A 23,970-nucleotide genomic window follows, 5' to 3' on the forward strand; every position below is an offset into this window, starting at 1 on the left:
CTATTACGTAGATTCATTTTAAATTGTTTCGTTCATTATAAATCACCGAAGAGTGATTAAGCTTTTTTATAATTCGTTCTGACTTTCTCCATCAGTTTTTTGGTGGCCAGAATACCCTCTGTCTCGCTAAGCCCTTTTCCTTCGTACTCAATACCAATGTAGCCGTGGTAGCCGGCTTCCAGAACAATGCCAATCATTTTCTCGTAGTCCGTTTCAACCACATTGCCATTTTCATCAAAGTCATTTGACTTAGCACTCACCGCTTTGGCAAATGGCATCAGTTCGGTTACCCCTTTGTAGCGGTCGTACCATTCTTCTTGCTCGTAGCTAATTCTGAAGTTGGCAAAATCAGGCAGTGTCCCTACCCGTGGATGATCGGTCATTTTCATGACGTCAACCAGCCAGCTGGCATCGCTGGAAAAGCCACCATGGTTTTCAACCAGAATATTGATGTTGGCTTTGTCTCCATATTCGCAGAGCAAGTGTAATCCATCTGCTGCTAATTTCTTCTGCTCTTCGTAGGTGCCTTGGCTACCAGCATTTACCCGAACCGAATGGCAACCTAGAGTGGCAGCGGCATCAATCCATTTTTTGTGATTTTCAAGTGTTTGAACACGTTCCTCTTTAGTTGGAGCTCCAACCAAACCTTCTGCGTCACACATAATCAGAAGTGATTTTACGCCAGCATCATCACAGGCTTTATTTAAATCACTGAGGTAGCTTGCATTTTTAGCTTTATCGAAAAAGCAGGTGTTGACATATTCAACAGCCTCGATCCCCATTTTGCGGGCAAAAGCCGGAAACTCAATATTTTTTAACGAAGCACCTTTCTCAATGCTGGCAAAGTCGTTGCGCAGCATGTGCCCAAATTTTTCCCAACCAGCTTCCAGTGCTTTCCCAAAAATCATGTTGTGAACAGACCATTCTGCCAAAGATATTTTGAAAAGTTCTTGCTCTTTGGATGTGGCACAAGAGATGGCAGAAGGAAGTAAAAGTGTTCCTGAGGCGGCTAAGGCTGAACGTTGTAGGAACGTGCGTCGGTTTAGTTTTGCTTTCATTTGATTCAATTTTTGTTGTGGATGTATAATTATTTTTTGTTGTTGAAGTTGTGGGATAATGATTCAGGAATGTTTTAGGCTTAGTTTTTTTTATTGGCTTAGTTATTAAGGATTTGAAGCTAAAAATAGTAATTAAGTTTAATTCCTCAAACCCAAAGGTGTGAACTTGTGATTCATTGTTCGTATTTATTTTGTGCTTGTCGTTTTATTGACATTCAGTTGGTTTTGGACTAACTTGTAGAAAGACATTAAGCTATTAACTTAAAAAATGAACTATGGAGAATTATCAAAATTTGGTAGAAAAAGCGTATGAAATTGTATTGATATATGGACCCAAGGTATTGCTAGCCATTATTGTACTTTTTGTTGGTTTATGGTTGATTAATCGGGCTACGCGTGTTTCCCGAAAAGTGATGGAAGCACGACAGGTCAATGTGTCGTTAATTGGGTTTGTAACAAGTTTAACCAATATTGGCTTGAAAGCCTTGCTGTTGATTAGTGTCGCTGGCATGGTTGGAATTCAGACCACCTCTTTTATTGCAGTTCTGGGGGCTGCAGGTTTAGCGATTGGCCTGGCACTTCAAGGAACACTGGCTAACTTTGCTGGCGGAGTGATGATCCTGATTTTTAAACCCTATAAAGTAGGTGATTTAATCAAAGCGCAGGGGCATCTTGGCGTTGTAAAAGAGGTTCACATCTTTGTAACCATTTTGTTGTCGCCTGAAAGTAAGACGATTATTATTCCGAATGGTGCGATTTCGAATGGAGATATTACTAACTATACAACTGAAGGGAAAATACGTGTCGATCTCACGTTTGGTATTTCGTACAATGCCAATATAAAACAGGCGAAGGAAGCTTTAATGAGCATTCTAACAAGTCATCCCAAAGTGTTGACAGATCCTGCTCCTTTTGTAGGAGTGAGTGCGTTGGCCGATAGTTCTGTTAATCTGGCGGTTCGTCCTTATGCTAAGCCTCAGGATTATTGGGCCGTTTACTTTGATGTTTATGAAAGTGGAAAAGAAGCGCTTGATAATGCTGGAATCAGTATTCCGTTCCCTCAAATGGATGTTCATTTAATGGACAAATCTTAAAAGATTCTGTTTTTTTAGATTTGATTTCAAATTTTATTTGGTCTTTCAAATAAAAATTCATTTTTTTACACTTTCAAGTTCAAAAAAGATAAAGATATAAATACAATATGGCTTCCGTGGTGGGGTCTTCTTCAAATAGAAGGTAATAGCCATATTGGTATTTTTAAGAAAATATAGCAATGAAACAGATCATGTTTAATTTTTGGTGGTGGCGCAACAACTTTTCACAATACCGTGGAGAGAGGTAGCTTTCATGTCAAAAAATGATCGAAGGAGCGGCTTATCGGAACACGGTAAGCCGCTTTTTTTATGTCGAAAATTTAAAACGAAATCAATACAATGAAGCCAATCAATGTCCAAGTCAATGTTCGCAAAATACTAGCTGATACGCTTACTCCGGTTAGTGTTTATTTGAAATTCAGAGAGTTATTTCCGAACTCCATTCTGTTGGAGAGTTCTGATTATCATGGTAATGAAAATGCCTATTCCTTTATTTGTATTAAGCCTTTAGCCTGCTTTACGGCTGATCAGGGGGTAATTACCACTGAGCTACAGGGGAAGCAGTTGGCGCAAAAGGAAGTTGCCGATCATCATACTGTGGCTGTAGAGCTGGAATCATTTTTTAAGTCTTTTCAGTTGACGGGTGATGTTGAGGAAGCTCCGGCTAATGGCTTGTTTGGCTACCTGACCTTCGACTCAATCCAATATTTTGAGAAGATTGACATTACGGCAACTCGTCATGAAGCCTATGCAATTCCTGAAGCAAAGTATTGTTTCTACAAATATATTTTGGCAATCGACCATTCGAAAGATATGATTTCGCTGATTGAGAACCTCCCGGAAGGGGAGCCTGCTGAAATGGGACAGATTAGTTCGTTGTTGAAAAACCTGTCGTTTCCGGATACTCATTTTGATTTGGTTGGCGAGGAGCGTTCGAATATTACCGATGAAGCTTATCGTCAAATGGTAACCAAAGGGAAAGAGCATTGTTTCCGCGGCGATGTGTTTCAGATTGTGCTTTCACGACAATTTGCCCAACAATATAAAGGCGATGAATTCAACGTGTACCGGGCTTTACGGTCAGTTAATCCATCGCCTTACTTATTTTTCTTCGACTATGGCGATTTCCGGATTTTTGGATCGAGTCCTGAAGCACAGCTGCGGATTAAGGATGGACGCGCTATTATTAATCCCATTGCTGGAACTTTCCGCCGTACGGGAAATGATGAGCAGGATCGGGTGTTGGCTGAAAAGTTGTGTGCTGATCCAAAAGAAAATGCTGAGCATGTGATGTTGGTTGACCTGGCTCGTAACGATTTGAGTCGTAATGCAGCTGAAGTGGTGGTGGACAGTTATCGGGAAGTGCAGTATTTTTCGCATGTGATTCACCTGGTGTCAGAAGTGTCTGGAAAGTTGCCGAAAGAAGCAAACATGGTGTCGGTTTTGGGTGATTCGTTTCCGGCAGGAACACTGTCTGGAGCACCAAAGCACATGGCCATGCAGTTGATTGATCGCTACGAGAACCAGCGACGCAGCTACTATGGTGGAGCAATTGGTTTTCTTGGATTTGACAACAGTCTGAATCATGCCATTATGATTCGCTCTTTCCTGAGTAAGGGCAAAACCTTATACTATCAGGCGGGAGCAGGCGTGGTGGCCGATTCTGTTGAGGAGAATGAGTTGCAGGAGGTAAATAACAAGCTGGCTGCATTGAAAAAGGCGATTGAGTTGGCCCGGGAAATTTGATCAGAGAAAGGTATTGTGAAATCATGAAAGCAAATTCAAAACAAATGAAGATAGTCGTTATCGATAATTACGATTCATTCACCTATAACTTGGTGCATGCAATTAAAAAAGTTTCGGGTCAACCGGTTGATGTGATCCGAAATGATGAACTGGAGTTGAGCGACCTGGAAAAGTACGATAAGATTGTGCTGTCTCCGGGGCCTGGTATCCCTGAAGAAGCTGGCTTGTTGTTGCCTATTATTCGTGAGTTTGGATCGCGCAAAAGTATGCTTGGCGTATGTCTTGGTCATCAGGCTATCGCAGAGGCTTTTGGTGGGCACCTGAGTAATATGAACCGGGTGCTCCATGGAATTGCGACTCCGGTAAAGCAAGTTGCTGCTGACCCTGTTCTTTTTGAAGGACTTCCAACTGAATTTGAAGCAGGACGTTACCATAGTTGGTTGGTTGATCAGGAAGATTTGCCAGCTTGCTTTACCGTAACAAGCATGGATGAGCATGGAATGATCATGTCGATGAAACACAAAGACTATGATTTGAGAGGAGTTCAGTTTCATCCTGAATCGGTGTTGACTCCCCTGGGAGAAAAGATGATTGAAAACTGGTTGAAAGTGTAGTTTAGAAAAATTGAAATGTAACCCCCCGAAAATCAGAATTAAAAGATGAAGAAGACGCTTGACTATTTATTTGAAGGAAACAGTTTGAGCCAATTGCAGGCTGAAGAAGTATTAACCCGGATTGGAGAAGGACAGTATTCTGAGGCTGAGATTGCTTCGTTTTTAACGGTTTATCGTATGCGTCCAATAAAGGCAGAAGAAATGACTGGTTTTCGGCAAGCCTTGCTGAATTTGTGCGTGGCTGTTGATCTATCAGACTACAATAGCATTGATGTTGTAGGCACAGGAGGTGATGGTAAGAATACATTCAATATTTCAACTTTAAGCTGTTTTATAATAGCCGGAGCGGGTTATAAGGTGACCAAACACGGAAACTATGGTTTGTCATCGGTAAGTGGTGCCTCCAATATGTTTGAGTATTTTGGCTACCATTTTAGTAACGATACTGATAAGCTGAGACGCGAGCTTGACGAAGCTGGGATTTGTTTTTTTCATGCGCCACTTTTTCATCCGGCCATGAAACATGTGGGGCCGGTTCGTCGTGCGTTGAAGGTGAGAACTTTGTTTAATTTGATGGGGCCATTGATTAACCCAGCTTCACCGAAGAATCAATTGGTAGGTGTTTCCAACCTGACAATTATGGATTTGTATGATCAGGTTTTTCAGGAGAGCATGCAAAATTACCTGATTGTTTATAGTTTGGATGGCTATGATGAAGTGTCTTTAACGGGGCCAACACAATACATTTCAAATCAGGAAAAGGCCGTGTTGTCTCCTGATGACTTTGGCTTGTCGAAGCATGATCCGATAGAACTGTCAGGTGGGAAATCGGTAGATGATGCAGCCAAGATTTTCTTGAATGTGTTGGAAGGAAAAGGAACCTTAGCACAGCAAGAAGTTGGCATTGCCAACGCAGCCCTTGGAATTAAATGCATGTATCCGGAGCGTAGTTTGGCTGACTGTGTAGCTGAAGCGAGTGAGTCTTTGCGGGGAGGAAAAGCTCTAAAGGTCTTTCGTAAGTTGATCGCAGGGCATTAACAGATCAGTAGAACAAACAATCAAATAGATTAAGACAATGACCATATTAGATGAAATAAATAACAATAAACGGCGAGAAGTTGCAGAGGCAAAAAAGCTGGTAAGCTTGGAGCAACTAAAGTTTTCGCCATTCTTTAAGCGGAAGATAAACTCATTGAAAACTACCCTGAAAGCAGCAGGCGCTTCTGGAATTATTGCCGAGTACAAAACAAAATCACCATCCAAAGGCGTGATCAATGAGCAAGCGGAGGTGGTTGAGGTGAGTTCGGCTTATACCGCTGCCGGGGTTTCGGGTATTTCAATATTAACCGATCGCCAATATTTTGGTGGTGCTTTCGAAGATTTGGCAAAGGCTCGATCAGCCAATCCAACGACTCCAATCTTACGAAAAGATTTTATGCTTGATCCTTATCAAGTTTATGAAGCCAAAGCTCATGGTGCTGACCTGATTTTGTTGATTGCGGCCAGTTTGAGCAAAGAGGAAATGCTGGAGTTAAGCGAAACAGCCAAGGAGCTGGACTTGGAGGTTTTAGTAGAAGTTCATACCGAAGAGGAAATCGAAAAACTGAATTCCTTGGTGGATATCGTGGGAGTTAACAATCGGAATCTGAAGACTTTTGAAGTTGATTTGGAAACCTCGGTGAAGTTGGGGAGCTTGTTGCCTCAGGATATGGTCCGAATTTCGGAGAGTGGCTTGTCATCGGTCGAAAACATTCATTATCTGTGCCAAGCTGGTTTCGATGGTTTTCTGATGGGGGAGAACTTCATGAAAACAGAGAATCCCGGGCAAGCTTGTAAAGAATTCATCGAATTGTTGCGAAAATGAAAAGGCCATTGAAGATAAAAGTTTGTGGTATGCGGCAGTCGGATAATATCCGTGGCGTGTTGGCTGCAGAGCCTGACTTTATTGGTTATATCTTTTATCCAAAGTCGAAGCGGTATGTTGGCGAAAATCCAACAATGGAGATTTTTGATCTGGTTCCGGAGTCGACTCAAAAAGTAGCTGTTTTCGTGAATGAAACAGTTGAGCAAGTGCAGCGTATTTGTAAGCAATTTACGATTGCTTTTGCCCAGTTGCACGGTAATGAAAGTCCGGAATATTGCCGGCAAATCAAGCATGCTGGAATTCGGGTAATTAAAGCTTTTGCGGTTGACCAAAACTTCGATTTTAAAAGCTTGAATGCCTATCAAACAGAGGTTGACTACTTTCTTTTTGATACAAAAGGGAAGTTGCCTGGAGGCACAGGGCTAAAGTTTGACTGGAGTGTGCTTGAGAATTACCAGCTGTCGGTTCCATTTTTACTCAGTGGAGGAATTGGGCCGGACGATGAAGCTGCCTTGAATGCGTTTGCGCATGAGCAGCTTGTAGGTTTGGATATTAACAGTGGCTTTGAGCTTGAGCCGGCTTTGAAAGATGAGCAGAAAGTAAAAGCTTTTGTCGAAGCGATTAGGTCGTGAATAAATCAGAATAAAAAGAAAAAAATATACAGATGAAGTACCAAGTTGATAAAAAAGGTTATTATGGCGAGTTTGGCGGCGCTTTTATTCCTGAAATGATGCACCCCAATATTGAAGAATTGCAACAAAAATACATGGAAGTGATTAACTCATACAACTTCCGGCAAGACTTCATTCAGTTGTTAAAACACTATGTCGGGCGTCCATCGCCTTTGTATTTGGCCAAAAGACTTTCAGAAAAATACGGATCAGATATTTACCTGAAACGTGAAGACTTGAACCACACCGGATCGCATAAGGTAAACAATACCATTGGGCAAATTTTGCTGGCCAAAGCTTTGGGTAAAAAGCGAATTATTGCAGAAACCGGAGCAGGACAGCACGGCGTGGCTACGGCTACAGTTTGTGCCTTGATGGGGATGAAATGCGTGGTTTACATGGGGGCATTGGATGTTGAACGCCAAGCTCCGAATGTGAAGAAAATGCGCATGCTGGGAGCTGAAGTTATTCCGGCTGTTTCCGGCAACCAGACCCTGAAAGATGCAACGAATGAAGCAATGCGCGATTGGATTCGGAATCCGGTGGATACCCATTACATTATCGGCTCGGTAGTTGGGCCGCACCCATACCCGGATATGGTGACTCAGTTTCAGGCGGTCATCAGCGAAGAGATTAAGATGCAGTTGGACGAGCATATTGGTCGGGAGTATCCTACTCGTGTCATTGCCTGTGTTGGTGGTGGAAGTAATGCTGCCGGAGCATTTTATCACTTTTTGGAAAACGAAGAGGTTGAGTTGATTGGAGTTGAGGCTGCCGGAAAGGGAGTTGATACCAGTGAAACCGCTGCTACCTTGACTCTGGGGAATGTTGGTGTTCTGCACAGCTCGCGTTCAATGTTGATGCAAACCGATGATGGTCAAATTGTTGAGCCCTATTCAATTTCAGCCGGATTGGACTATCCTGGTATTGGACCCTTGCATGCGCACTTATGCAAAACGCACCGAGCCAAATACTTGTGGGCTACTGACCAGGAAGTTTTAGATGCAGCTTTGGAGTTGACTCAGTTAGAAGGAATTATTCCAGCTTTGGAGTCGGCTCATGCTTTGGCAGCTTTGAAAAAAATTGAACTGAAGCCTACAGATGTGACAGTGATCAACCTGTCTGGTCGTGGAGATAAAGACATGGAAACTTATTTAAGTCATTTTGGCTATTGAAATTGGAGATTAGAATTAAGAACCAAGACAATAGATTTTCAGATGCTCGGATTTTCGAACAATCTCAAACTCTTTCAAATAACTATAGCGCTTTAGGCACTTCGAACTTTAAACTAAATAAGCAATGAGCACACAAAATAGAATTAACCAGCTTTTTGAGAAGAAGCAAAACAATATCTTTTCAGTTTACTTTACGGCCGGTTACCCCGATTTGAATGATACGGTTCCGACAATTCAATTGCTTGAGCAGAATGGAGCTGATTTAATCGAAATTGGGATGCCTTTTTCTGATCCGGTAGCTGATGGGCCTGTCATTCAGCAAAGCAGCACGGTTGCTCTTAAAAACGGAATGAGCATTAAAAAACTGTTTGAACAGTTGGAAAACATTCGCGAGTCGGTCAATATCCCGCTTATTTTGATGGGCTATGTAAATCCGGTGATGCAATATGGTGTTGAGGCGTTTTGCCAGAAATGTCAGGAGGTGGGTATTGATGGTTTAATCATTCCTGATCTTCCTTTAAATGTATACCAGGAGGAGTATCAGACACTTTTTGAAAAATATGGGTTGCATAACATTTTGTTGATTACGCCGCAGACCTCTGACGAACGAATTCAGGAGATTGATAATGCATCTAGTGGTTTTATTTATATGGTATCCAGTTCATCGACAACCGGAATAAAAAATAAAGCATCCGATTTTCATGTTGATTATTTTGAGCGAGTCAATCAGCTGAGTTTAAAAAATCCACGTTTGATTGGTTTCGGAATTTCGAATCGCGAAACCTTCGATAATGCCTGTAAATACGCGGCTGGAGCTATTATCGGTAGTGCATTTGTAAAAGCCCTTGATCAAAAGCTAACATTGGAAGAACGGATTTCAGGTTTTGTTAAAACTGTTGTAAGCCCGGCATAACGAGAATCGGTTTTATTTGTGTTGCGATCGCGTTTGTTAATGTTATAAAACAAGTTTCTAAACAAGCTGAATGAGCCTGCTGGCTCTCAGTGTATTAATTGACTTAATCTTATTTCGTGATGTTAAATTCTGTTAATTGCTATTCTACGACATACCAAAATCGTACTTGTTTTGTTATCTTAATACAAGTAATTAATAAAAACGTTCTAATGCTATGATTGAGTACGCAAAAGTTATTTTACCAAAGGTTAGCTTTAGCAGGGACTTGTTCCGCAAAGAACTAATCAAATGTGTTAAGTGGGCAGAGACCCCTCAAGATCTCAATGAGCTACGTGAATGGTGTGACGATAATTTCAGGGAAATGTATCCCGAAATTCTCAACGAAGTGTTTTCAACGATTGCTGCATAATGTCTGTATAGAAAAAGGCTCCTGAAGGAGCCTTTTTTATTTGTCTGATTTTTTACCAAAATAACTTCATAAAAAAAGGCCCTCAATGCTGAGGACCTCTTTTAGGAAATTTGTCGAATGAATTGATCTATCCGCATTTGGACGAGCCACAGTCCGGGCAGGTCAAACAACCTTCCTGGTAGATCACATTGCTGGAGCCGCATTCTCCGCAAACTGTTCCCTCTGCAACTGTCCCATTCGGGATATATTTTTTCAGCGCTCTGGCAACACCAGCTTTCCAGCTGTTGATGGTTTCGTTGTCCAGTTGTAGGCTGGTTACGGTATCTACTACTTTGTGAATAGGCATTCCATGACGAAGGATTCCTGAAATCAGTTTTGCATAGTTCCAGAATACTGGATTGAACTTGTAAGACAGTCCTTCAATCGTGGTCTTGTATCCACGTTTATTTTCATATTGAAAGTCGTAACGAGAGTTACCTTCTTCATCGTGACCCTTGATAATTTTTCCTTTTGTAACGGAGCGTGGAAGTAAAATTCCATCTTCATCATCCTGAAGACCGGTGAAGATTTCGTAAGGAAGATCACCCACCAAACCAATAAAAGCGACCCACTTTTCTTTGTTGTTCTGGAACCGTACAACATCAGCTTCCAGTTCGTCAGGACGCTTGGTTGGGAATGATGATTTATCGTCTTTCTTTTTTTCTTCTTTTTTATTTGAAACCAACACGCCTGCACGAGAGCCGTCACGATAAACGGTAACTCCTTTACAGCCGCTCTTCCATGCTTCAAAATATAACTTTCCTACCAACTCTTCTTCAACATCTGAAGGTAGGTTGATGGTTACACTGATTGAGTGGTCGACCCATTTTTGGATCCGTCCTTGCATGCGAACTTTGCTCAGCCAGTCGACATCATTTGATGTAGCTTTATAATACGGTGATTGGGCAACCAATTTGTCCAACTCATCTTGGGAATATTGTTTGTCTGTTCGGTGTCCTTTGGCCTTCATCCAAGTTACGAATTTGTGGTGGAAGACAATGTACTCTTCCCAGCTATCTCCAACTTCGTCAATAAAATCAACCCGAACGTCTTTGTCGTTTGGATTAACTTTCCGGCGACGCTTGTAAACAGGCATGAATACCGGTTCAATTCCGGATGTTGTTTGGGTCATTAAGCTGGTTGTTCCGGTAGGAGCAATGGTTAAAAGAGCAATGTTCCGACGACCATGCTTGGTCATATCTTTATAGAGGGCCTCATCTTGTTCGCGAATGCGATTGATCATTGGGTTGTTCTTTTCGCGTTCGGTGTCGTAGATGGTAAAAGAGCCTCTTTCTTTGGCTAAGTTGACGGATGAGCGGTAAGCTTCAACCGCCAGTGTTTTATGAATCTCTTCGCTGAAGTCTGTTGCGTCTTCTACGCCGTAGCGTAAGCCTAAAGCAGCAAGCATATCACCTTCTGCAGTAATTCCAACACCAGTTCGGCGTCCTTCGCGTGCTTTGGTTTGGATTTTTTCCCACAACTTACGTTCTGTTTGTTTGATATCATCGTCTTCAGGGTCTGCATCAATCTTACCAATGATGGCGTCAATTTTTTCCAGTTCCAGATCGATAATATCATCCATCATGCGTTGGGCATAAGCAACGTGTTCTTTGAACTTGTCAAAGTTGAACTTGGCCTCTGGAGTGAATGGATTCTCTACATAGGAATAGAGGTTGATTGCTAATAGGCGGCAACTGTCGTAAGGGCATAATGGGATTTCTCCACAAGGGTTTGTCGATACTGTCTTGTAGCCCATATCGGCGTAACAGTCGGGCACTGATTCGCGGGTAATGGTGTCCCAGAAAAGAATTCCAGGTTCGGCCGATTTCCATGCGTTGTGTACAATCTTATTCCAGATCTTGCTGGCGTTGGTCTCTTTCTCAAAAACAGGCTTTTCTGCTTCAATGGGGTATTGCTGTAGGTAAGGTGTTCCGCTTTCAATGGACTGCATAAAATCATCATGGATTTTTACAGATACGTTGGCTCCGGTGACCTTTCCTTGTTCCATCTTGGCATCAATGAACTGCTCTGAGTCTGGGTGTTTGATAGAAACAGATAGCATGAGTGCTCCACGGCGTCCGTCTTGGGCTACTTCTCGGGTTGAGTTGGAGTAACGTTCCATGAAAGGAACAATGCCTGTAGAGGTGAGTGCAGAGTTTTTTACCGGAGAACCTTTTGGTCGAATGTGTGATAAATCATGACCAACACCTCCGCGACGTTTCATTAATTGAACCTGTTCCTGGTCAATTTTCATGATTCCACCGTACGAGTCAGAGTTTCCTTCGTTCCCGACAACGAAGCAGTTAGAAAGCGAAGCAATTTGATAATCGTTACCAATCCCCGTCATTGGACCACCTTGGGGAACGATGTGTTTAAATTCTTTTAGAAGCTCATAGATTTGCGCTTCATTCATCGGGTTTTCATATTTCTTCTCGATCCTGGCAATTTCTTTTGCCAAACGTTTATGCATGTCATCAGGACTCTTTTCATAGATATTTCCAAAAGAGTCTTTCAGAGCATATTTGTTTATCCATACCCGGGCAGCTAAATCATCTCCTTTGAAATAATTGAGTGTTGCCTGGTATACCTCCTCCTGGGTAAAAATCTTCTTGCCCGTTTTGGGCTCAACTGCCACATTTTTGAAAGCCATACACCAAATATTAAAGTACTGTTTTTGTTAAGTGATTGTATATTTGACCGAAAGTAAGGTCGCTGTATGCAAAATTTGCTGTATGCAATATAGTATGGAAAAGAAAAAAATGGAATACTTTTTTCTTGACAAGACTCTAAAGTTATCAACTAAAAATTGTTAGTTGATTTGTTTTTAGTGGGTTAGGTTTTTGATAATTAAAGAAAGTTTACCAAAATGAAAAGTTTGAGTTAATTTTGGCAAGAAGAAATTAACAGGTGCTAAACACTTGAACATCAAAACAACGAGTTGTTGTTTTTGAAAAAAAAGGGCCTAAAAATCACTTTTTGTTAAAAACTTTTTGGGTTACCTGTTGGGTTGCCCCTAGGTTTTCAGCCATAAATTCCCGACATTTTTTAGATATACTTTCCCGTTGAGAAGAATCCGTTAATAGTTGTGTTAAAATCGTGTTTAATTCTTCGCTTGTGGCAATTGAAAAAGCAACGCCTCTTTCTTTTAAGTTAACAGCTTCTTGAAAGCGCTGGTAGTTGGGCCCAAAAATAACCGGGATGTTGTAAATGGCTGCTTCCAGTGTATTGTGAATACCAACTCCAAAACCACCACCAATGTATGCAATATCGGCATAGCGGTATATGCTTGACAAAATCCCGATGGTATCAACGATGAGTACTTGAGCGGAAGCTAAGTCTTTATCTTGTGCTTCGGAATAGCAAACAGCAGGAGTGGGGAGTTGTTCTTTTAGTCGTTTGATGTTGCTGGCTTTTACTTCGTGTGGAGCGAAAATCAGCTTGGTTTTTGGATTTTGTTTTAGGAAACTGATTAGTTTCTCTTCGTCAGGAGCCCAGCTACTTCCTGCTACGATCAATTGCTGACCGTCTTTAAAGGTTTCCACCAATGGAAGTTCTTTGTAGTTTGCTGCAATTTCTGCAACCCGGTCAAAGCGAGTATCACCGGTAACGGTTGAGTTTTTAAGTCCAATTTCTGCTAACAAACGAGCTGATTCCGGCGTTTGAACAAAGAAGTGGGTGACTTTATTTAAGATGTTTCGATACCACTTCGCTTTAATTCCTGATTTGAAAAACAGTTGTTCCTTTCTGAAAATTGCAGAGACCAGATAGAGTGGAATTTGTTTGGCATTAAGCAGGTTCATGTAATTAAACCAGAACTCGTATTTAATAAAAAAGACTTTTTCGGGACGAACCAGTTCAATGAATCGCTTGGCATTTTTGAGCGTATCTATTGGCAGGTAGCAGATGTAATCAGCCTGATCGTAATTTTTGCGTATTTCGTAACCGCTTGGCGAAAAAAAGCTGAGTAATACTTGGAAGTCAGGCTGTGTTTTTTTGATGTGTTCTATCAGTGGACGCCCTTGCTCAAATTCACCTAATGAGGCACAATGTACCCAAATGATTGGGCGATTGTGGTTAATCTTGGATTCCAGGTAAGGAAAACTAGCTTTTTGTCCGCGGGTAAACTGGCGGGCTTTAATATTAAAAGGGGCCAAAATGCGCGCAGCCAACAAGTAAAAGAAAATACCAAGCTGATAGAAGAAATTCATGATTGGAAATTCAAATTCGTGTGCAAAAATAGTGATTTGTTGCGAGTAAAAACGGTTTAGTCTTGGTTTTGCAAATACCCTTCATCCTTTTTCAGATTTGGCTGCATTGAGGCCTCTACGGCTAGTTGATCGCAGCGTTCGTTTTCCGGGATGTTGGCATGTCCTTTCACCCAAACAAAGCGAACTTGATGCAACTGGTAAACTTTGATGAAGCGGGTCCAGAGGTCTGCGTTCTTTTTGTTTTTGAATCGTTTTTTCACCCATCCCCAAAGCCATTTCTTTTCGACTGCATCAACAACGTATTTCGAGTCGGAGTAGATGGTGACTTGGCAATTGGAAAACTTCAGGGTTTCAAGAGCCACAATCACAGCTAACAGCTCCATTCGGTTGTTGGTGGTTAGTTCAAAACCATCTGATAGCTCTTTGCGGTGTGGTCCCGAAAGCATGACAATGCCGTAGCCTCCTGGCCCTGGGTTGCCACGAGCTGCTCCGTCAGTATAAATGGTAATACGTGGGGAATTGGTCATAATTGATAAATTCTTTTGCGCAAATATACGAATTGAAAAAGGGTGACCACATCAAATTGGTCACCCTCTTCATTTTTCTATATTTTAGAAATCGTTATTTAACGATTGTCATTTCATCAATTAAGTGAGTCGCGCCTGCAAACTTGTCAATTGTCCACAGTACAAAACGAATATCAACATTGATACATTTCTGCAGCTCGGGCTCAAAAGCGAGGTCTCCACTCATGGCTTCCCAGTTGCCATCAAAAGCAACACCAATTAATTCTCCATTTCCGTTAATTACAGGGCTGCCGCTGTTCCCTCCGGTAATGTCGTTATTGGTAATAAAGCAAGTGTGCAGGGTGCCATCGGCATCAGCATATTGTCCGTAGTCTTTAGCGTAATACAGTTCTTTCAATTTGGCAGGCACATCAAATTCCATGTCTCCGGGGATTTCTTTCTCAATATAGCCTTTCAGAGTTGTGAAGTAGCTGTAATGAACGCCATCGCGAGGAACATAGTCGCCCACTTTGCCATAAGTTAAACGCATGGTTGAGTTAGCGTCTGGGTAGAATTTTTTGTCCTTGTCCATTTCCATCAGTCCGGCAACAAAAAGACGACGTCCCGTAAGTAGTTGCTCGGTGGTTTCGTTCATTTTAGAACCCAGGATTGACATCATATCAAATACTTCCAGAGCTGTTTGGAAGGCCATGTCTTTCTGTAGTGTTTTCAATTTTGGCTTCGCCAGAAATTCACTCAAAGTAGCTTTATCGGCAAACACGGTTTTTTCGAACATCTTTGAAGCAAATGCATCAAAATCACCTTTGTATTTTGTTTTTACCAAGTTGAAGAATGTGGGAAGATAGGCCGAAATTACATTTTCGTCATACACTTTTAAGAGCGCTCCGGTAACTTTTGCATCGGTGGCAGCATCGTAATCTTTGAAGAATTCGTCCAGCTCTGCTTTCAGTTGCTCAGCATTGCTTTTAATGCGCTCTTGATTGTCCTGCTTTAGTGCTTCGTATAATCCTTTGGCTCCATAGCTGAAGTAAAAGATTTCAGGACCGCGTACCATGGTTTCAACCAGGTACTCATAGGCTTCTTCGTCGCGAGTGTCTTCATAGGCTTCCTCGATTAGGTCAAGAGCCTTGCCATACTTTGCTTTGCGTTCGCTGTCAGCATTTACCCAGTTGGTAAATTCTTTTTCAATGGCTTTTTTATTCTCAATAACGCGTAGTGCTTTCAGTCCTTTATTTTGACCGATACTGTATTTGTAATAGTTTGAGCTACGTGCATGTTTTGAGGCATACTGAATTCCTGCTTTTTGGCTGGTTCCCATGTAGCCTTTCAAAATCTCAAGTTTCTCACCACGAGCATCAATTCTTGCTTGGTTGGTTCCATTCATCGTGAACTCAATGCCAAATGATGATTTGTAACGATTGGTGCTTCCTGGGTAACCCATAACCATGGCAAAATCACCATCTTCGTATCCTTTCAATGAAATGGGAAGGTGATGTTTTGGCTCGTAAGGTACGTTGTCTTCTGAGTAATCTGCAGGTTTTCCATCAGGTCCGCAATATACCCGGAACAAGGTGAAGTCTCCGGTGTGACGTGGCCACATCCAGTTGTCGGTATCGCCACCAAACTTACCAATTGACTTTGGAGGAGCGCCAACCAAACGGACGTCACGGAAAGTCTCGTAGACAAAAAGGTAATAGCGATTTCCTTTTAATAGTGATTGAACTTTGGAATCGTAGTGCGTATCCTTCGTGGCTTCTTTTTGAATTTCAAATGCCCGTTTCTGGATGGTTGATTTACGTTCGTTGAAAGAAAGCTCTTCGTCAAGTCCTTCCAGAACCTGATCGGTTACATCTTCAACACGAATCAGAAATGAAACAGTTTTTCCTGGGTTAGGAAGCTCATCCGCTTTTGTTTTTGCCCAAAAACCATCTTTTAGATAATCGTGCTCAACAGAACTGTGTGCCTGAATTTCGCCAAATCCACAGTGGTGGTTGGTGAGTAGCAAGCCTTGCGACGAAATTAATTCGCCAGTACATGAGCCACGGTCAAGTGCGACGATTGCATCTTTTAAACTTGAATTGTTGATGGAATAAATCTCTTCGGCAGATAATTCCAAACCCATCTTCTTCATGTCGCCTTCATTCAATTTATGAACGAGTGATGGCAACCACATTCCCTCATCTGCAATAGCCGAGCTTTGAAAGAGCAGGCAAAGGCCAAAAAATAAGACAAAAATCCTCTTCATTCTAACTTCAATTATATTCTTGTAATTAATTTATTTCTTTTCATGTTGCCGCTTTGGAGCAAATCTGTTTCGAGCAAACTTGGATGATAAACTTGCAAGTTGCTTTTCCTTAGCGTATAAAATAAAAAAGCACAAAGATATTGATCTCTTGCTTCTGGCAATGGAATAAATGAGCAGAAGCACTTTCTTTTAATTTTATGTATTGGTTGTCAAAGCGAAGTTTGCATTACAGCTAAAACATACTGAATCAACTTATTTTCGTTTTTGAGGGGGCGTTTTATCTTAATGTTATGCGGGCAAGAAGCAGATTATCAGAATACTTTCGTCGGCTTTAATTTTCCCTATATTTGCAAAGAATTTTTCAGAAAGCTTGTTGTTATTCTGTAATTTTGGCGTTCATTCTTAGATTTTTCGTTGAAAATATAACGCAATTTGCTTTTGAAAATCAGAATAGATTATCATTGAAATAACAAACACATGAATACCAGGAAAGTAAGAGTTCGATTTGCGCCAAGTCCAACAGGCCCTCTTCATATGGGAGGAGTGCGGACTGCATTGTTTAATTATTTGTTTGCTCAAAAACACGGAGGCGATTTCCTGCTTCGTATCGAGGATACGGACCAAAACCGTTATGTGCCCGGAGCCGAAGAGTACATTATGGAGGCTTTGAAATGGTGCGGACTGAATGCCGTAGAGGGTCCGGGAATTGGCGGCGAATATGGTCCTTACCGGCAGAGTGAGCGTAAAGCTATTTACCGACAATATGCAGAGCAGTTGGTGCAGAGTGGAAATGCTTATTATGCTTTTGATACTCCGGAAGAACTGGATGAATTGCGGGCTAAAGCAGAAGCGGAGAAAAATGTGTTCTCTTACGACCTACACACCCGTCAGCAATTGAATAATTCGTTGAGCTTAACAGAAGAGCAGGTGCAGGCGAAAATTGCGGCTGGCGAACCTTATATCATTCGGTTTAAGATGCCGGAAGATACGGTGATTGAAGAAAAAGACCTGATTCGTGGTGAGGTGAAATTCAATACTAACCAGTTGGATGACAAGGTTCTTTTTAAAGCCGATGGCATGCCGACTTACCATTTGGCCAATGTGGTGGATGATTATTTAATGAAAATTACGCATGTTATTCGTGGTGAAGAGTGGTTGCCATCAATGCCTTTACACATTTTATTGTATGAAGCATTGGGCTGGGCTGAAACACGTCCTCAGTTTGCGCATTTGCCGTTGATTTTGAAACCTACGGGCAAAGGGAAATTGAGTAAACGCGATGGAGATAAGTTGGGCTTTCCGGTATTCCCGTTGTTGTGGAAAGATCCAAAAACCGGCGACATTTCACGTGGATACCGTGAAGATGGTTATTTCCCCGAAGCGTTTGTTAACTTGTTGGCACTGCTTGGATGGAATGCCGGGACAGAGCAGGAATTTTTTAGCATGGATGAGTTGATTGAGGCATTTAGCCTGGAACGTGTGGTTAAGGCCGGAGCTCGTTTTGATCCGGAGAAAGCCAAATGGTTTAACCGCCATTATTTCCAACAAAAGGATGAAGCCTTTTTGGCCGAAGCTTTTAAGCCAGTATTGCAGGAAAAAGGAGTTGAGGCTTCAGATGAATTGATCTTAAAAGTTGTTGGCTTGGTCAAAGAACGTTGCGAGTTTGTCCATGACCTGTGGGAGCAGGGAAGCTATTTCTTTGCTGCACCCGAAAGTTATGACGAGAAAACGGTGAAGAAGAAGTGGAAGCCAGATACCTCAGAAAAACTTCAAGAAATTGAAGCCTTATTTCAATCTGTAGAGGAGTGGAAAGCGGACGCGATTAAAGAAGCTTTTTCGACTTTCATGAACGATAAAGGCTGGGGATTTGGTGTTGTCATGGTACCTATTCGTCTGGCTTTGGTAGGAACAAGTGCCGGAGCCGACCTGTTTGATATTTGCGAGGTAATTGGAAAAGATGAAAGCTTACAGCGTATCCGAAAGGCCATGGAGCAGTTGGGCTAGAAAGAAGTAATTCACAATATTAAATACACGAACCCGGGCTTTTGTCCGGGTTTTTTTGTGCCTCTGTCGGTAGGAGTGCTTAGCTTTATGTAAAGATTAAATATTTGTAACTTTGGAATTAAATCGTATTTTATTCGAAAAATATTTACTCTATTTGCACTTGAAAATAATTAGACAGGAAAACAAGTCATACTAAAATCAATTACAATGATGAAACCACGTGTTTTTTGGTGCTTTGTTTTTATGGCCTGTTTGGTGCAGCTAAAGTCATATGCTCAAACTTCCAATGCAAAAGTGCTTACTTTTTCGGAAGTTTATGACCAGATGATGGGCAATAGCCACGTTTTAAAGCAGGCCGAATACCAAATGAACGAGAAAGCAGCAGAGTTGAAAGCTGCTAAAGGTTTGCGTGCACCTAAAGTCAGTCTTACAGGAACAGCAGTTCAAATGGCAGATCCATTGCATTTGGACTTAACGCCTGTACGCGATGCAATTACGCCACTTTATTCAGCCTTAGGACACTTTGGAGACTTCTCCGGAGTTCCAAACCCAGATCCAGGAACGAATCAGTTAATGCCAACTTTGCCCGATGATATGAGCACGGCTGCTATGCGGGCAAAATTATTGGAAGGCCTGGATCATGTAAATGCAGCAGAATGGGATCAAATGATTCAGGAAAAGCAGTTTGCTTCGTTGAGTGCCTCGGTTGTTTGGCCTTTATTCACTGGCGGGAAGATTAATGCCGCTAACGAAGCAGCCCGCATTCATGAGGAAGAAGCAGGCTTGCAGAAAGAACAAAAGCAGGCTGAATTGCTAAGTGAATTAGTAACTCGTTATTACGGCTTGGTGCTATCGCGCGAAGCCGAGAAAGTTCGGGTGCAGGTGCTTGATGCAATGGAGAAGCACTTGTACGATGCCGAAAAATTAACCGAAGAGGGGCAAATTGCTCAAGTTGAAAAGTTGCATGCCGAAGTGGCTAAGGCCGATGCCGAGCGTGAACTTCAAAAAGCCCGCCGCCAGTCACAAATCATAGAACGTTCACTTCAGAATACGCTTGCGATGGAGCCTACGGAGTCTATTGTGCCGGCCAACCGCTTGTTTATATTAAGTGAAGTTGGTGAAGAGAGTCAGTTTGTTGAATTAGCGAAAACAAACAGCCCGTTATTGAAACAGGTTGATTCGAAGAAGGAGTTAAGCAAAACCGGGGTAAAACTGGAAAAGAGTGATTACATGCCAACGGTTGCCTTGACCGGAATGTACGATATTGCAAACAAAGATTTATCTCCCTACGTACCCGAATGGTTAGTTGGTGTTGGGGTGAAATGGACCTTATTTGACGGTGCGGCTCGTACCCGAAAAGTACAAGCTGCAAAACACCGGGTAAGCCAAGTGGAAGAGGCTGGACTGAAAGCTGAAGATGATATTGAGACCGTGATTCGTAAATTACATCAACAGTTGAGTATGCAGCTGGAACAACACGAAAGTCTGAAGAAATCCTTGACGTTTGCAGAGGCCTATTTGGAAAGTAAAGACCGGGCTTTTCACGAAGGCTTGGCCACTTCATCAGATGTTGTTGATGCTCGCTTGCTGGTTGCCAAGTTTAAAATTGAACAGTTGCAAGCGATGTATCAGTACGATGTTGCTTTGGCCAGCTTGATGCAGATTTGCGGCGTGCCAGCACAGTTCAATAACTACCTGACCAGCGATTTGGTCATTACTCAATCTATTGACTAGCAATTAAATTGAAAAACGAAAAAAAGAAAACATGAATAAGACGAGAAATTTTATCATTGGCCTGTTTTTTACAGCTTTGTTAATTTTTGTCCTGTATACCACTTGGTTGATTACACGACCTGTTCCTTTGGAAATTCAAGGTGAGATTGAAGCCACCCAATTTCGGGTTGCCTCAAAAATTCCAGGACGAATCGATGCCATTGCCGTTCGCAAAGGACAGCAGGTGCAAAAAGGTGACTTTTTATTCTCGATTAAAAGTCCGGAGATTGAAGCTAAACTTCAACAGGCAACTGCTGCCCGCACTGCTGCCGAAGCGCAAAGCATGAAAGCACAGCACGGTGCACAAAAAGAAGATATTCAGGCTGCTTATAGCACCTATTTGAAGGCAGAGGCTGCTGCTCGCTTATATGAAAAGACGTTTGAGCGGGTTTCGAATTTATTTGAAGCCGGGGTTGTTCCTGAGCAGAAAAAGGATGAAGCTGAAACCCAAATGGAAGCTTCCCGCGAAACAGCAAATGCAGCAAAAGCCATTTGGGAGAAAGCTCGCAAAGGAGCCCGGAATGAAGATAAAAAAGCTGCAGAAGCTTTGGTCGCTCAAGCTGAAGGAGCAATTGCCGAAGTGGAATCGTACTTGAGCGAAACACAAATTAGCGCTCCAGCAAAAGGGGAGATTTCAAACATCATTTCGGAAGAAGGTGAACTTGTACCAACGGGTTTTCCGGTAGTGACCATTCACGATTTATCGGATAGTTGGGCAACTTTCTTCATTCGCGAAGATTTGATGGCTGATATTCGTTTGGGAAGCGAGATCAAAGCAACGGTGCCGGCGCTTGGAAATCAGGAAATGACCTTCAAAATTAATTACATCAGTCCATTGGCTGACTTTGCCAGCTGGACATCCACCAAAGCATCGGGTGGTTTCGATATGAAATCATTCGAAATCCATGCCGTACCTGCAAAAGCAGTGGATGGCCTGCGCCCGGGAATGAGTGTGTTAATCAACTGGAAACAATTTAAGAAGCAGTAAGGTATGAACCAGAAAGAGCAAACAGGCTTTTTTCGCAGGAATCCTTTTTTTAGGGTGCTCTTTCGGGAAATCGACCGGATGAGCAGTTCCTTCATCTACTTGTTTATCACGTTGCTAGGGCCGCTGATTGCCTTCATCTTGTTGTTGGCCATTTTCAACGAAGGCGTTCCCCGGAACTTGTCGGTAGCGTTGGTGGATCAGGATAACTCAGCCTTGTCGCGAAAGATGGGCATGTGGATTGATGCTGCTCCGGAAGCCGAAATTGCTATGCGCCTGCCTAATTTGGCAGAGGCCTACCAGCGAATGGAAACCGGTCATGTTGATGCCGTTGTGGTCATTCCCGAGGAAACGGAAAAGAATATTCTGAAGGGCGTACAACAGCAAATTCCGGTTTTTATCAATAATTCAAATATTCTGAAAGGAGGCTATCTACAAAAAGGAATTTATAAAACTCTGGCAACCATGTCGGGAGGAATTAAAGTTCAGGTAGCCATGAAACACGGCCTGTCGGAAAAACAGGCTTTGGCGAAAGCGCAGCCCGTAAAGTTGCATCAGCATATCCTGTTTAACCCATTTGGCAACTATGCCTATTTCCTGTTGACCGCCTTGCTGCCGCTTATGGTGGTGGTGTTTACCTTGCTAAGTACGGTGTATGCAGTTGGTATTGAGGTGCGGGATGGTACCGGCCCCGAGTGGCTGGAGCATTCCGGAGGGAGTGTTATTGTTGGGGTAGCCGGAAAACTGCTGCCTTACACTTTGCTGTTTAGCGTTCTTGCAACGGTGATGAACGTCATTTTGTTTGTGCAGATGGGAACTCCGCTGCGAGGCGAATTCATGTTGATTGTATTGGGTGAATTGCTCCTGATCGTGGCTTATCAGTTTTTGGGAATTTTGCTTGTTGCAGTAACCAGTAATTTACGCTTGTCGTTATCCTTGGGAAGTGCTTATTCCATGATGGCTTTGACTTTCTCAGGCTTAACCTTCCCGCAGTTTGCCATGCCGGTAATTGCGAAAGCGTTTACTTGGCTTTTCCCATTCACCTATTGGGTGAAGTTGTTTATTTCTCAAGCGATACGGGGAGAAGCAGCTGTTTTGGGAATTCGTTATTTAGCGATTATCCCCTTGTTTATCCTATTGTCAGTTGCCTTGTTCCCTCGGCTGAAACGTATTTTGCTGAATGAAAAGTTCTGGGGAAAAGTATAGGCTTTAAATTCGAAGTGTTTTAGGGGCTGAAGTTTGGGCTCTAAATTTTTAGAAATGAAAACAATCGTAACAAAAATAAGGACCGGTATTCGCATGACGGGAGAGTTCTATCAGGATGAAATGAAAGCCATTCTGAAAGACCAAGGTGCTCTTTTGATTTTGTTGGGAGCAATCATCATTTATTCGTTGATTTATGCCTATGCCTACAAAATGGAAGTTGTGCGGGAGATTGATACCGTGGTGGTTGACTTGGACCGTAGTTCTTCAAGCCGACAGCTAGTGCGCATGATTGATGGAACAGAAGAAGCGAATATCAGTCTTTCAGCAACCAGCATGCAAGAAGCCAAGGAACTTTTTTATGAAGATGACCAAGTTGGCGGGATTGTCCTGATCCCTTCTGGATTTGAAAAGGATTTGCTGGAGGGAGTTCAAACTGATGTGTCGGTGTATGCTGATGGTAGTTATTTCTTAATCTATCGACAGCTTGTTGGAGCTGCCGTAAAATCGGTGGGTACTTTTTCTGCAGGCGTTGAAATTAAGCGTTTGATGGCTGAAGGAAAAACCTATGAACAGGCTATGGCTGCCCGCGATCCTTTATCTGCTGATTTGCATTTTTGGTTCAACTCCTCTTCGGGCTATGGCAGTTTTGTAATGCCAGGGCTGATTTTGATCATTCTGCAACAAACCTTGTTGATTGGAATTGGAATGATCGGTGGTACGGGCAAAGAGAAGAATCGGCATAGTTTTCAGGTGCCTGTAGCTTTAAGGCGTGGTGGAATTTTTCCCTTGCTTTTTGGCAAAAGCCTGAGTTACCTGACCGTTTACAGCATCAATAGTGTGTTTGCCATGGTGCTGTTGCATCATTGGTTTGATTATCCGAACCAGGGAAGTTACCTGGATGTCATGGCCTTAACCTTGCTGTTTTTGCTTGCCGTAATTTTTATGGGAATTACCTTTTCGGTGTTGTTTAAAAAGCGCGAATCGTCCATTTTATTTATGGTTTTCTTGTCACCTATCGTTTTGTTTTTGAGTGGAATTAGCTGGCCTGCCGCTTCAATTCCTCCGTTCCTGTACAAGTTGGCCCACGTATTTCCATCAACCATTATGGTTCCGGCTTATTTGCGAATACGTAATCTGGGTGTGGATTTAAGCAGCGTACATTACGAATACTTATTGTTGTTGGCTCAGGTGGGCTTTTATTTTGTAACGGCGTCGGTGGCTTTGTATTTCGAAACCAGACATAACCGGAAGATAGAGGCGAGAGCAAAGACTCAGGAATGAATCAGGATTCACGAGCGCGGAGAAGAAAGTTAGTTGTCAATTTTCATTTCCGCCCCACCGGAAGTAAAAGTTGGCTGCCGATTTTCATTTCCGCCCCACCGGAAGTAAAAGTTAGCCGTCAGTTTTCATTTCCGCAGCACCGGAAGTAAAAGTTGGCT

The 23,970-nt window shown here is 42.4% G+C and carries 19 protein-coding genes; 14 read left to right on the forward strand and 5 right to left on the reverse strand.

Annotated elements, in window-relative coordinates; all coding sequences use genetic code 11:
* Window positions 1–56: 56 nt before the first annotated feature.
* Entirely contained in the window at window positions 57–1,058 is a 1,002-nt protein-coding gene (locus tag BM156_RS03745; protein ID WP_093918466.1) for a sugar phosphate isomerase/epimerase family protein, read from the reverse strand.
* Between the two features lie 275 nt (window positions 1,059–1,333).
* On the opposite strand from BM156_RS03745, the gene BM156_RS03750 reads away from it, so the two are divergent.
* The 9 genes from BM156_RS03750 to BM156_RS03790 all read left to right on the forward strand — a co-directional run bounded on the left by BM156_RS03750 (window position 1,334) and on the right by BM156_RS03790 (window position 9,544).
* A complete protein-coding gene (locus tag BM156_RS03750; protein WP_093918467.1) occupies window positions 1,334–2,152 on the forward strand; it encodes a mechanosensitive ion channel family protein in 819 nt (272 codons plus the stop codon).
* 339 nt (window positions 2,153–2,491) lie between these two features.
* Window positions 2,492–3,898: an anthranilate synthase component I family protein gene (locus tag BM156_RS03755; protein WP_093918468.1), complete on the forward strand. Its 1,407-nt coding sequence runs from the start codon at window positions 2,492–2,494 to the stop codon at window positions 3,896–3,898.
* A 44-nt stretch (window positions 3,899–3,942) separates the two neighbouring features.
* Entirely contained in the window at window positions 3,943–4,512 is a 570-nt protein-coding gene (locus BM156_RS03760) for an anthranilate synthase component II (RefSeq protein WP_093918688.1), read from the forward strand.
* 45 nt (window positions 4,513–4,557) lie between these two features.
* Window positions 4,558–5,550 carry an anthranilate phosphoribosyltransferase gene (gene trpD / locus BM156_RS03765; RefSeq protein ID WP_093918469.1) on the forward strand — a complete coding sequence of 331 codons (993 nt, stop codon included), beginning with the start codon at window positions 4,558–4,560 and terminating at the stop codon, window positions 5,548–5,550.
* Between the two features lie 37 nt (window positions 5,551–5,587).
* The gene (trpC, locus tag BM156_RS03770; RefSeq protein WP_093918470.1) at window positions 5,588–6,376 is read left to right on the forward strand and encodes an indole-3-glycerol phosphate synthase TrpC; all 789 of its coding nucleotides are present in this window, start codon (window positions 5,588–5,590) and stop codon (window positions 6,374–6,376) included.
* Window positions 6,377–6,384: 8 nt separating this feature from the next.
* Window positions 6,385–7,008: a phosphoribosylanthranilate isomerase gene (locus BM156_RS03775; protein WP_212733401.1), complete on the forward strand. Its 624-nt coding sequence runs from the start codon at window positions 6,385–6,387 to the stop codon at window positions 7,006–7,008.
* A 32-nt stretch (window positions 7,009–7,040) separates the two neighbouring features.
* Window positions 7,041–8,222, forward strand: coding sequence for a tryptophan synthase subunit beta (gene trpB, locus BM156_RS03780; RefSeq protein ID WP_093918472.1), 1,182 nt, complete (start codon window positions 7,041–7,043; stop codon window positions 8,220–8,222).
* 124 nt (window positions 8,223–8,346) lie between these two features.
* Window positions 8,347–9,135 (forward strand): tryptophan synthase subunit alpha, encoded by a 789-nt coding sequence (trpA, locus tag BM156_RS03785; RefSeq protein WP_093918473.1) that lies wholly within the window; start codon window positions 8,347–8,349, stop codon window positions 9,133–9,135.
* A 214-nt stretch (window positions 9,136–9,349) separates the two neighbouring features.
* Complete coding sequence (locus BM156_RS03790) at window positions 9,350–9,544, forward strand: hypothetical protein (protein ID WP_093918474.1); 195 nt, start codon at window positions 9,350–9,352, stop codon at window positions 9,542–9,544.
* A gap of 127 nt (window positions 9,545–9,671) precedes the next feature.
* Here BM156_RS03790 and BM156_RS03795 read toward each other — a convergent pair whose 3' ends face one another.
* The 4 genes from BM156_RS03795 to BM156_RS03810 form a co-directional block, all read right to left on the reverse strand.
* Entirely contained in the window at window positions 9,672–12,233 is a 2,562-nt protein-coding gene (locus BM156_RS03795; protein WP_093918475.1) for an adenosylcobalamin-dependent ribonucleoside-diphosphate reductase, read from the reverse strand.
* A 319-nt stretch (window positions 12,234–12,552) separates the two neighbouring features.
* A complete protein-coding gene (locus BM156_RS03800) occupies window positions 12,553–13,791 on the reverse strand; it encodes a 3-deoxy-D-manno-octulosonic acid transferase (RefSeq protein WP_093918476.1) in 1,239 nt (412 codons plus the stop codon).
* Window positions 13,792–13,847: 56 nt separating this feature from the next.
* Complete coding sequence (gene rnhA / locus BM156_RS03805) at window positions 13,848–14,318, reverse strand: ribonuclease HI (protein ID WP_093918477.1); 471 nt, start codon at window positions 14,316–14,318, stop codon at window positions 13,848–13,850.
* A gap of 94 nt (window positions 14,319–14,412) precedes the next feature.
* A complete protein-coding gene (locus BM156_RS03810; RefSeq protein WP_093918478.1) occupies window positions 14,413–16,563 on the reverse strand; it encodes a S46 family peptidase in 2,151 nt (716 codons plus the stop codon).
* Window positions 16,564–17,040: 477 nt separating this feature from the next.
* Here BM156_RS03810 and gltX point away from each other — a divergent pair, with 477 nt between their 5' ends.
* From gltX to BM156_RS03835, 5 genes are all read left to right on the forward strand, one after another.
* On the forward strand, window positions 17,041–18,567 hold the full coding sequence (gene gltX / locus BM156_RS03815) for a glutamate--tRNA ligase (protein ID WP_093918479.1): 1,527 nt from the start codon (window positions 17,041–17,043) through the stop codon (window positions 18,565–18,567).
* Window positions 18,568–18,774: 207 nt separating this feature from the next.
* Window positions 18,775–20,301 carry a TolC family protein gene (locus tag BM156_RS03820; RefSeq protein WP_093918480.1) on the forward strand — a complete coding sequence of 509 codons (1,527 nt, stop codon included), beginning with the start codon at window positions 18,775–18,777 and terminating at the stop codon, window positions 20,299–20,301.
* Window positions 20,302–20,332: 31 nt separating this feature from the next.
* Window positions 20,333–21,328, forward strand: coding sequence for an HlyD family secretion protein (locus BM156_RS03825; protein WP_093918481.1), 996 nt, complete (start codon window positions 20,333–20,335; stop codon window positions 21,326–21,328).
* 3 nt (window positions 21,329–21,331) lie between these two features.
* Window positions 21,332–22,531 (forward strand): ABC transporter permease, encoded by a 1,200-nt coding sequence (locus tag BM156_RS03830; RefSeq protein WP_093918482.1) that lies wholly within the window; start codon window positions 21,332–21,334, stop codon window positions 22,529–22,531.
* Window positions 22,532–22,585: 54 nt separating this feature from the next.
* Window positions 22,586–23,812, forward strand: a complete 1,227-nt coding sequence (locus tag BM156_RS03835) for an ABC transporter permease (protein WP_093918483.1) — start codon at window positions 22,586–22,588, stop codon at window positions 23,810–23,812.
* Window positions 23,813–23,970 lie beyond the last annotated feature (158 nt).

The sequence above is a fragment of the Sunxiuqinia elliptica genome (assembly GCF_900113005.1).
Taxonomy (GTDB): domain Bacteria; phylum Bacteroidota; class Bacteroidia; order Bacteroidales; family Prolixibacteraceae; genus Sunxiuqinia; species Sunxiuqinia elliptica.

What these genes read in the sequence shown, in the direction of transcription:
- BM156_RS03745 (WP_093918466.1), bottom strand. Translation starts at nt 1,058, where the DNA reads ATGAAAGCAAAACTAAACCGACGCACGTTCCTACAACGTTCAGCCTTA.
- BM156_RS03750 (WP_093918467.1), top strand. Translation starts at nt 1,334, where the DNA reads ATGGAGAATTATCAAAATTTGGTAGAAAAAGCGTATGAAATTGTATTG.
- BM156_RS03755 (WP_093918468.1), top strand. Translation starts at nt 2,492, where the DNA reads ATGAAGCCAATCAATGTCCAAGTCAATGTTCGCAAAATACTAGCTGAT.
- BM156_RS03760 (WP_093918688.1), top strand. Translation starts at nt 3,943, where the DNA reads ATGAAGATAGTCGTTATCGATAATTACGATTCATTCACCTATAACTTG.
- trpD (WP_093918469.1), top strand. Translation starts at nt 4,558, where the DNA reads ATGAAGAAGACGCTTGACTATTTATTTGAAGGAAACAGTTTGAGCCAA.
- trpC (WP_093918470.1), top strand. Translation starts at nt 5,588, where the DNA reads ATGACCATATTAGATGAAATAAATAACAATAAACGGCGAGAAGTTGCA.
- trpB (WP_093918472.1), top strand. Translation starts at nt 7,041, where the DNA reads ATGAAGTACCAAGTTGATAAAAAAGGTTATTATGGCGAGTTTGGCGGC.
- trpA (WP_093918473.1), top strand. Translation starts at nt 8,347, where the DNA reads ATGAGCACACAAAATAGAATTAACCAGCTTTTTGAGAAGAAGCAAAAC.
- BM156_RS03790 (WP_093918474.1), top strand. Translation starts at nt 9,350, where the DNA reads ATGATTGAGTACGCAAAAGTTATTTTACCAAAGGTTAGCTTTAGCAGG.
- BM156_RS03795 (WP_093918475.1), bottom strand. Translation starts at nt 12,233, where the DNA reads ATGGCTTTCAAAAATGTGGCAGTTGAGCCCAAAACGGGCAAGAAGATT.
- BM156_RS03800 (WP_093918476.1), bottom strand. Translation starts at nt 13,791, where the DNA reads ATGAATTTCTTCTATCAGCTTGGTATTTTCTTTTACTTGTTGGCTGCG.
- rnhA (WP_093918477.1), bottom strand. Translation starts at nt 14,318, where the DNA reads ATGACCAATTCCCCACGTATTACCATTTATACTGACGGAGCAGCTCGT.
- BM156_RS03810 (WP_093918478.1), bottom strand. Translation starts at nt 16,563, where the DNA reads ATGAAGAGGATTTTTGTCTTATTTTTTGGCCTTTGCCTGCTCTTTCAA.
- gltX (WP_093918479.1), top strand. Translation starts at nt 17,041, where the DNA reads ATGAATACCAGGAAAGTAAGAGTTCGATTTGCGCCAAGTCCAACAGGC.
- BM156_RS03820 (WP_093918480.1), top strand. Translation starts at nt 18,775, where the DNA reads ATGATGAAACCACGTGTTTTTTGGTGCTTTGTTTTTATGGCCTGTTTG.
- BM156_RS03825 (WP_093918481.1), top strand. Translation starts at nt 20,333, where the DNA reads ATGAATAAGACGAGAAATTTTATCATTGGCCTGTTTTTTACAGCTTTG.
- BM156_RS03830 (WP_093918482.1), top strand. Translation starts at nt 21,332, where the DNA reads ATGAACCAGAAAGAGCAAACAGGCTTTTTTCGCAGGAATCCTTTTTTT.
- BM156_RS03835 (WP_093918483.1), top strand. Translation starts at nt 22,586, where the DNA reads ATGAAAACAATCGTAACAAAAATAAGGACCGGTATTCGCATGACGGGA.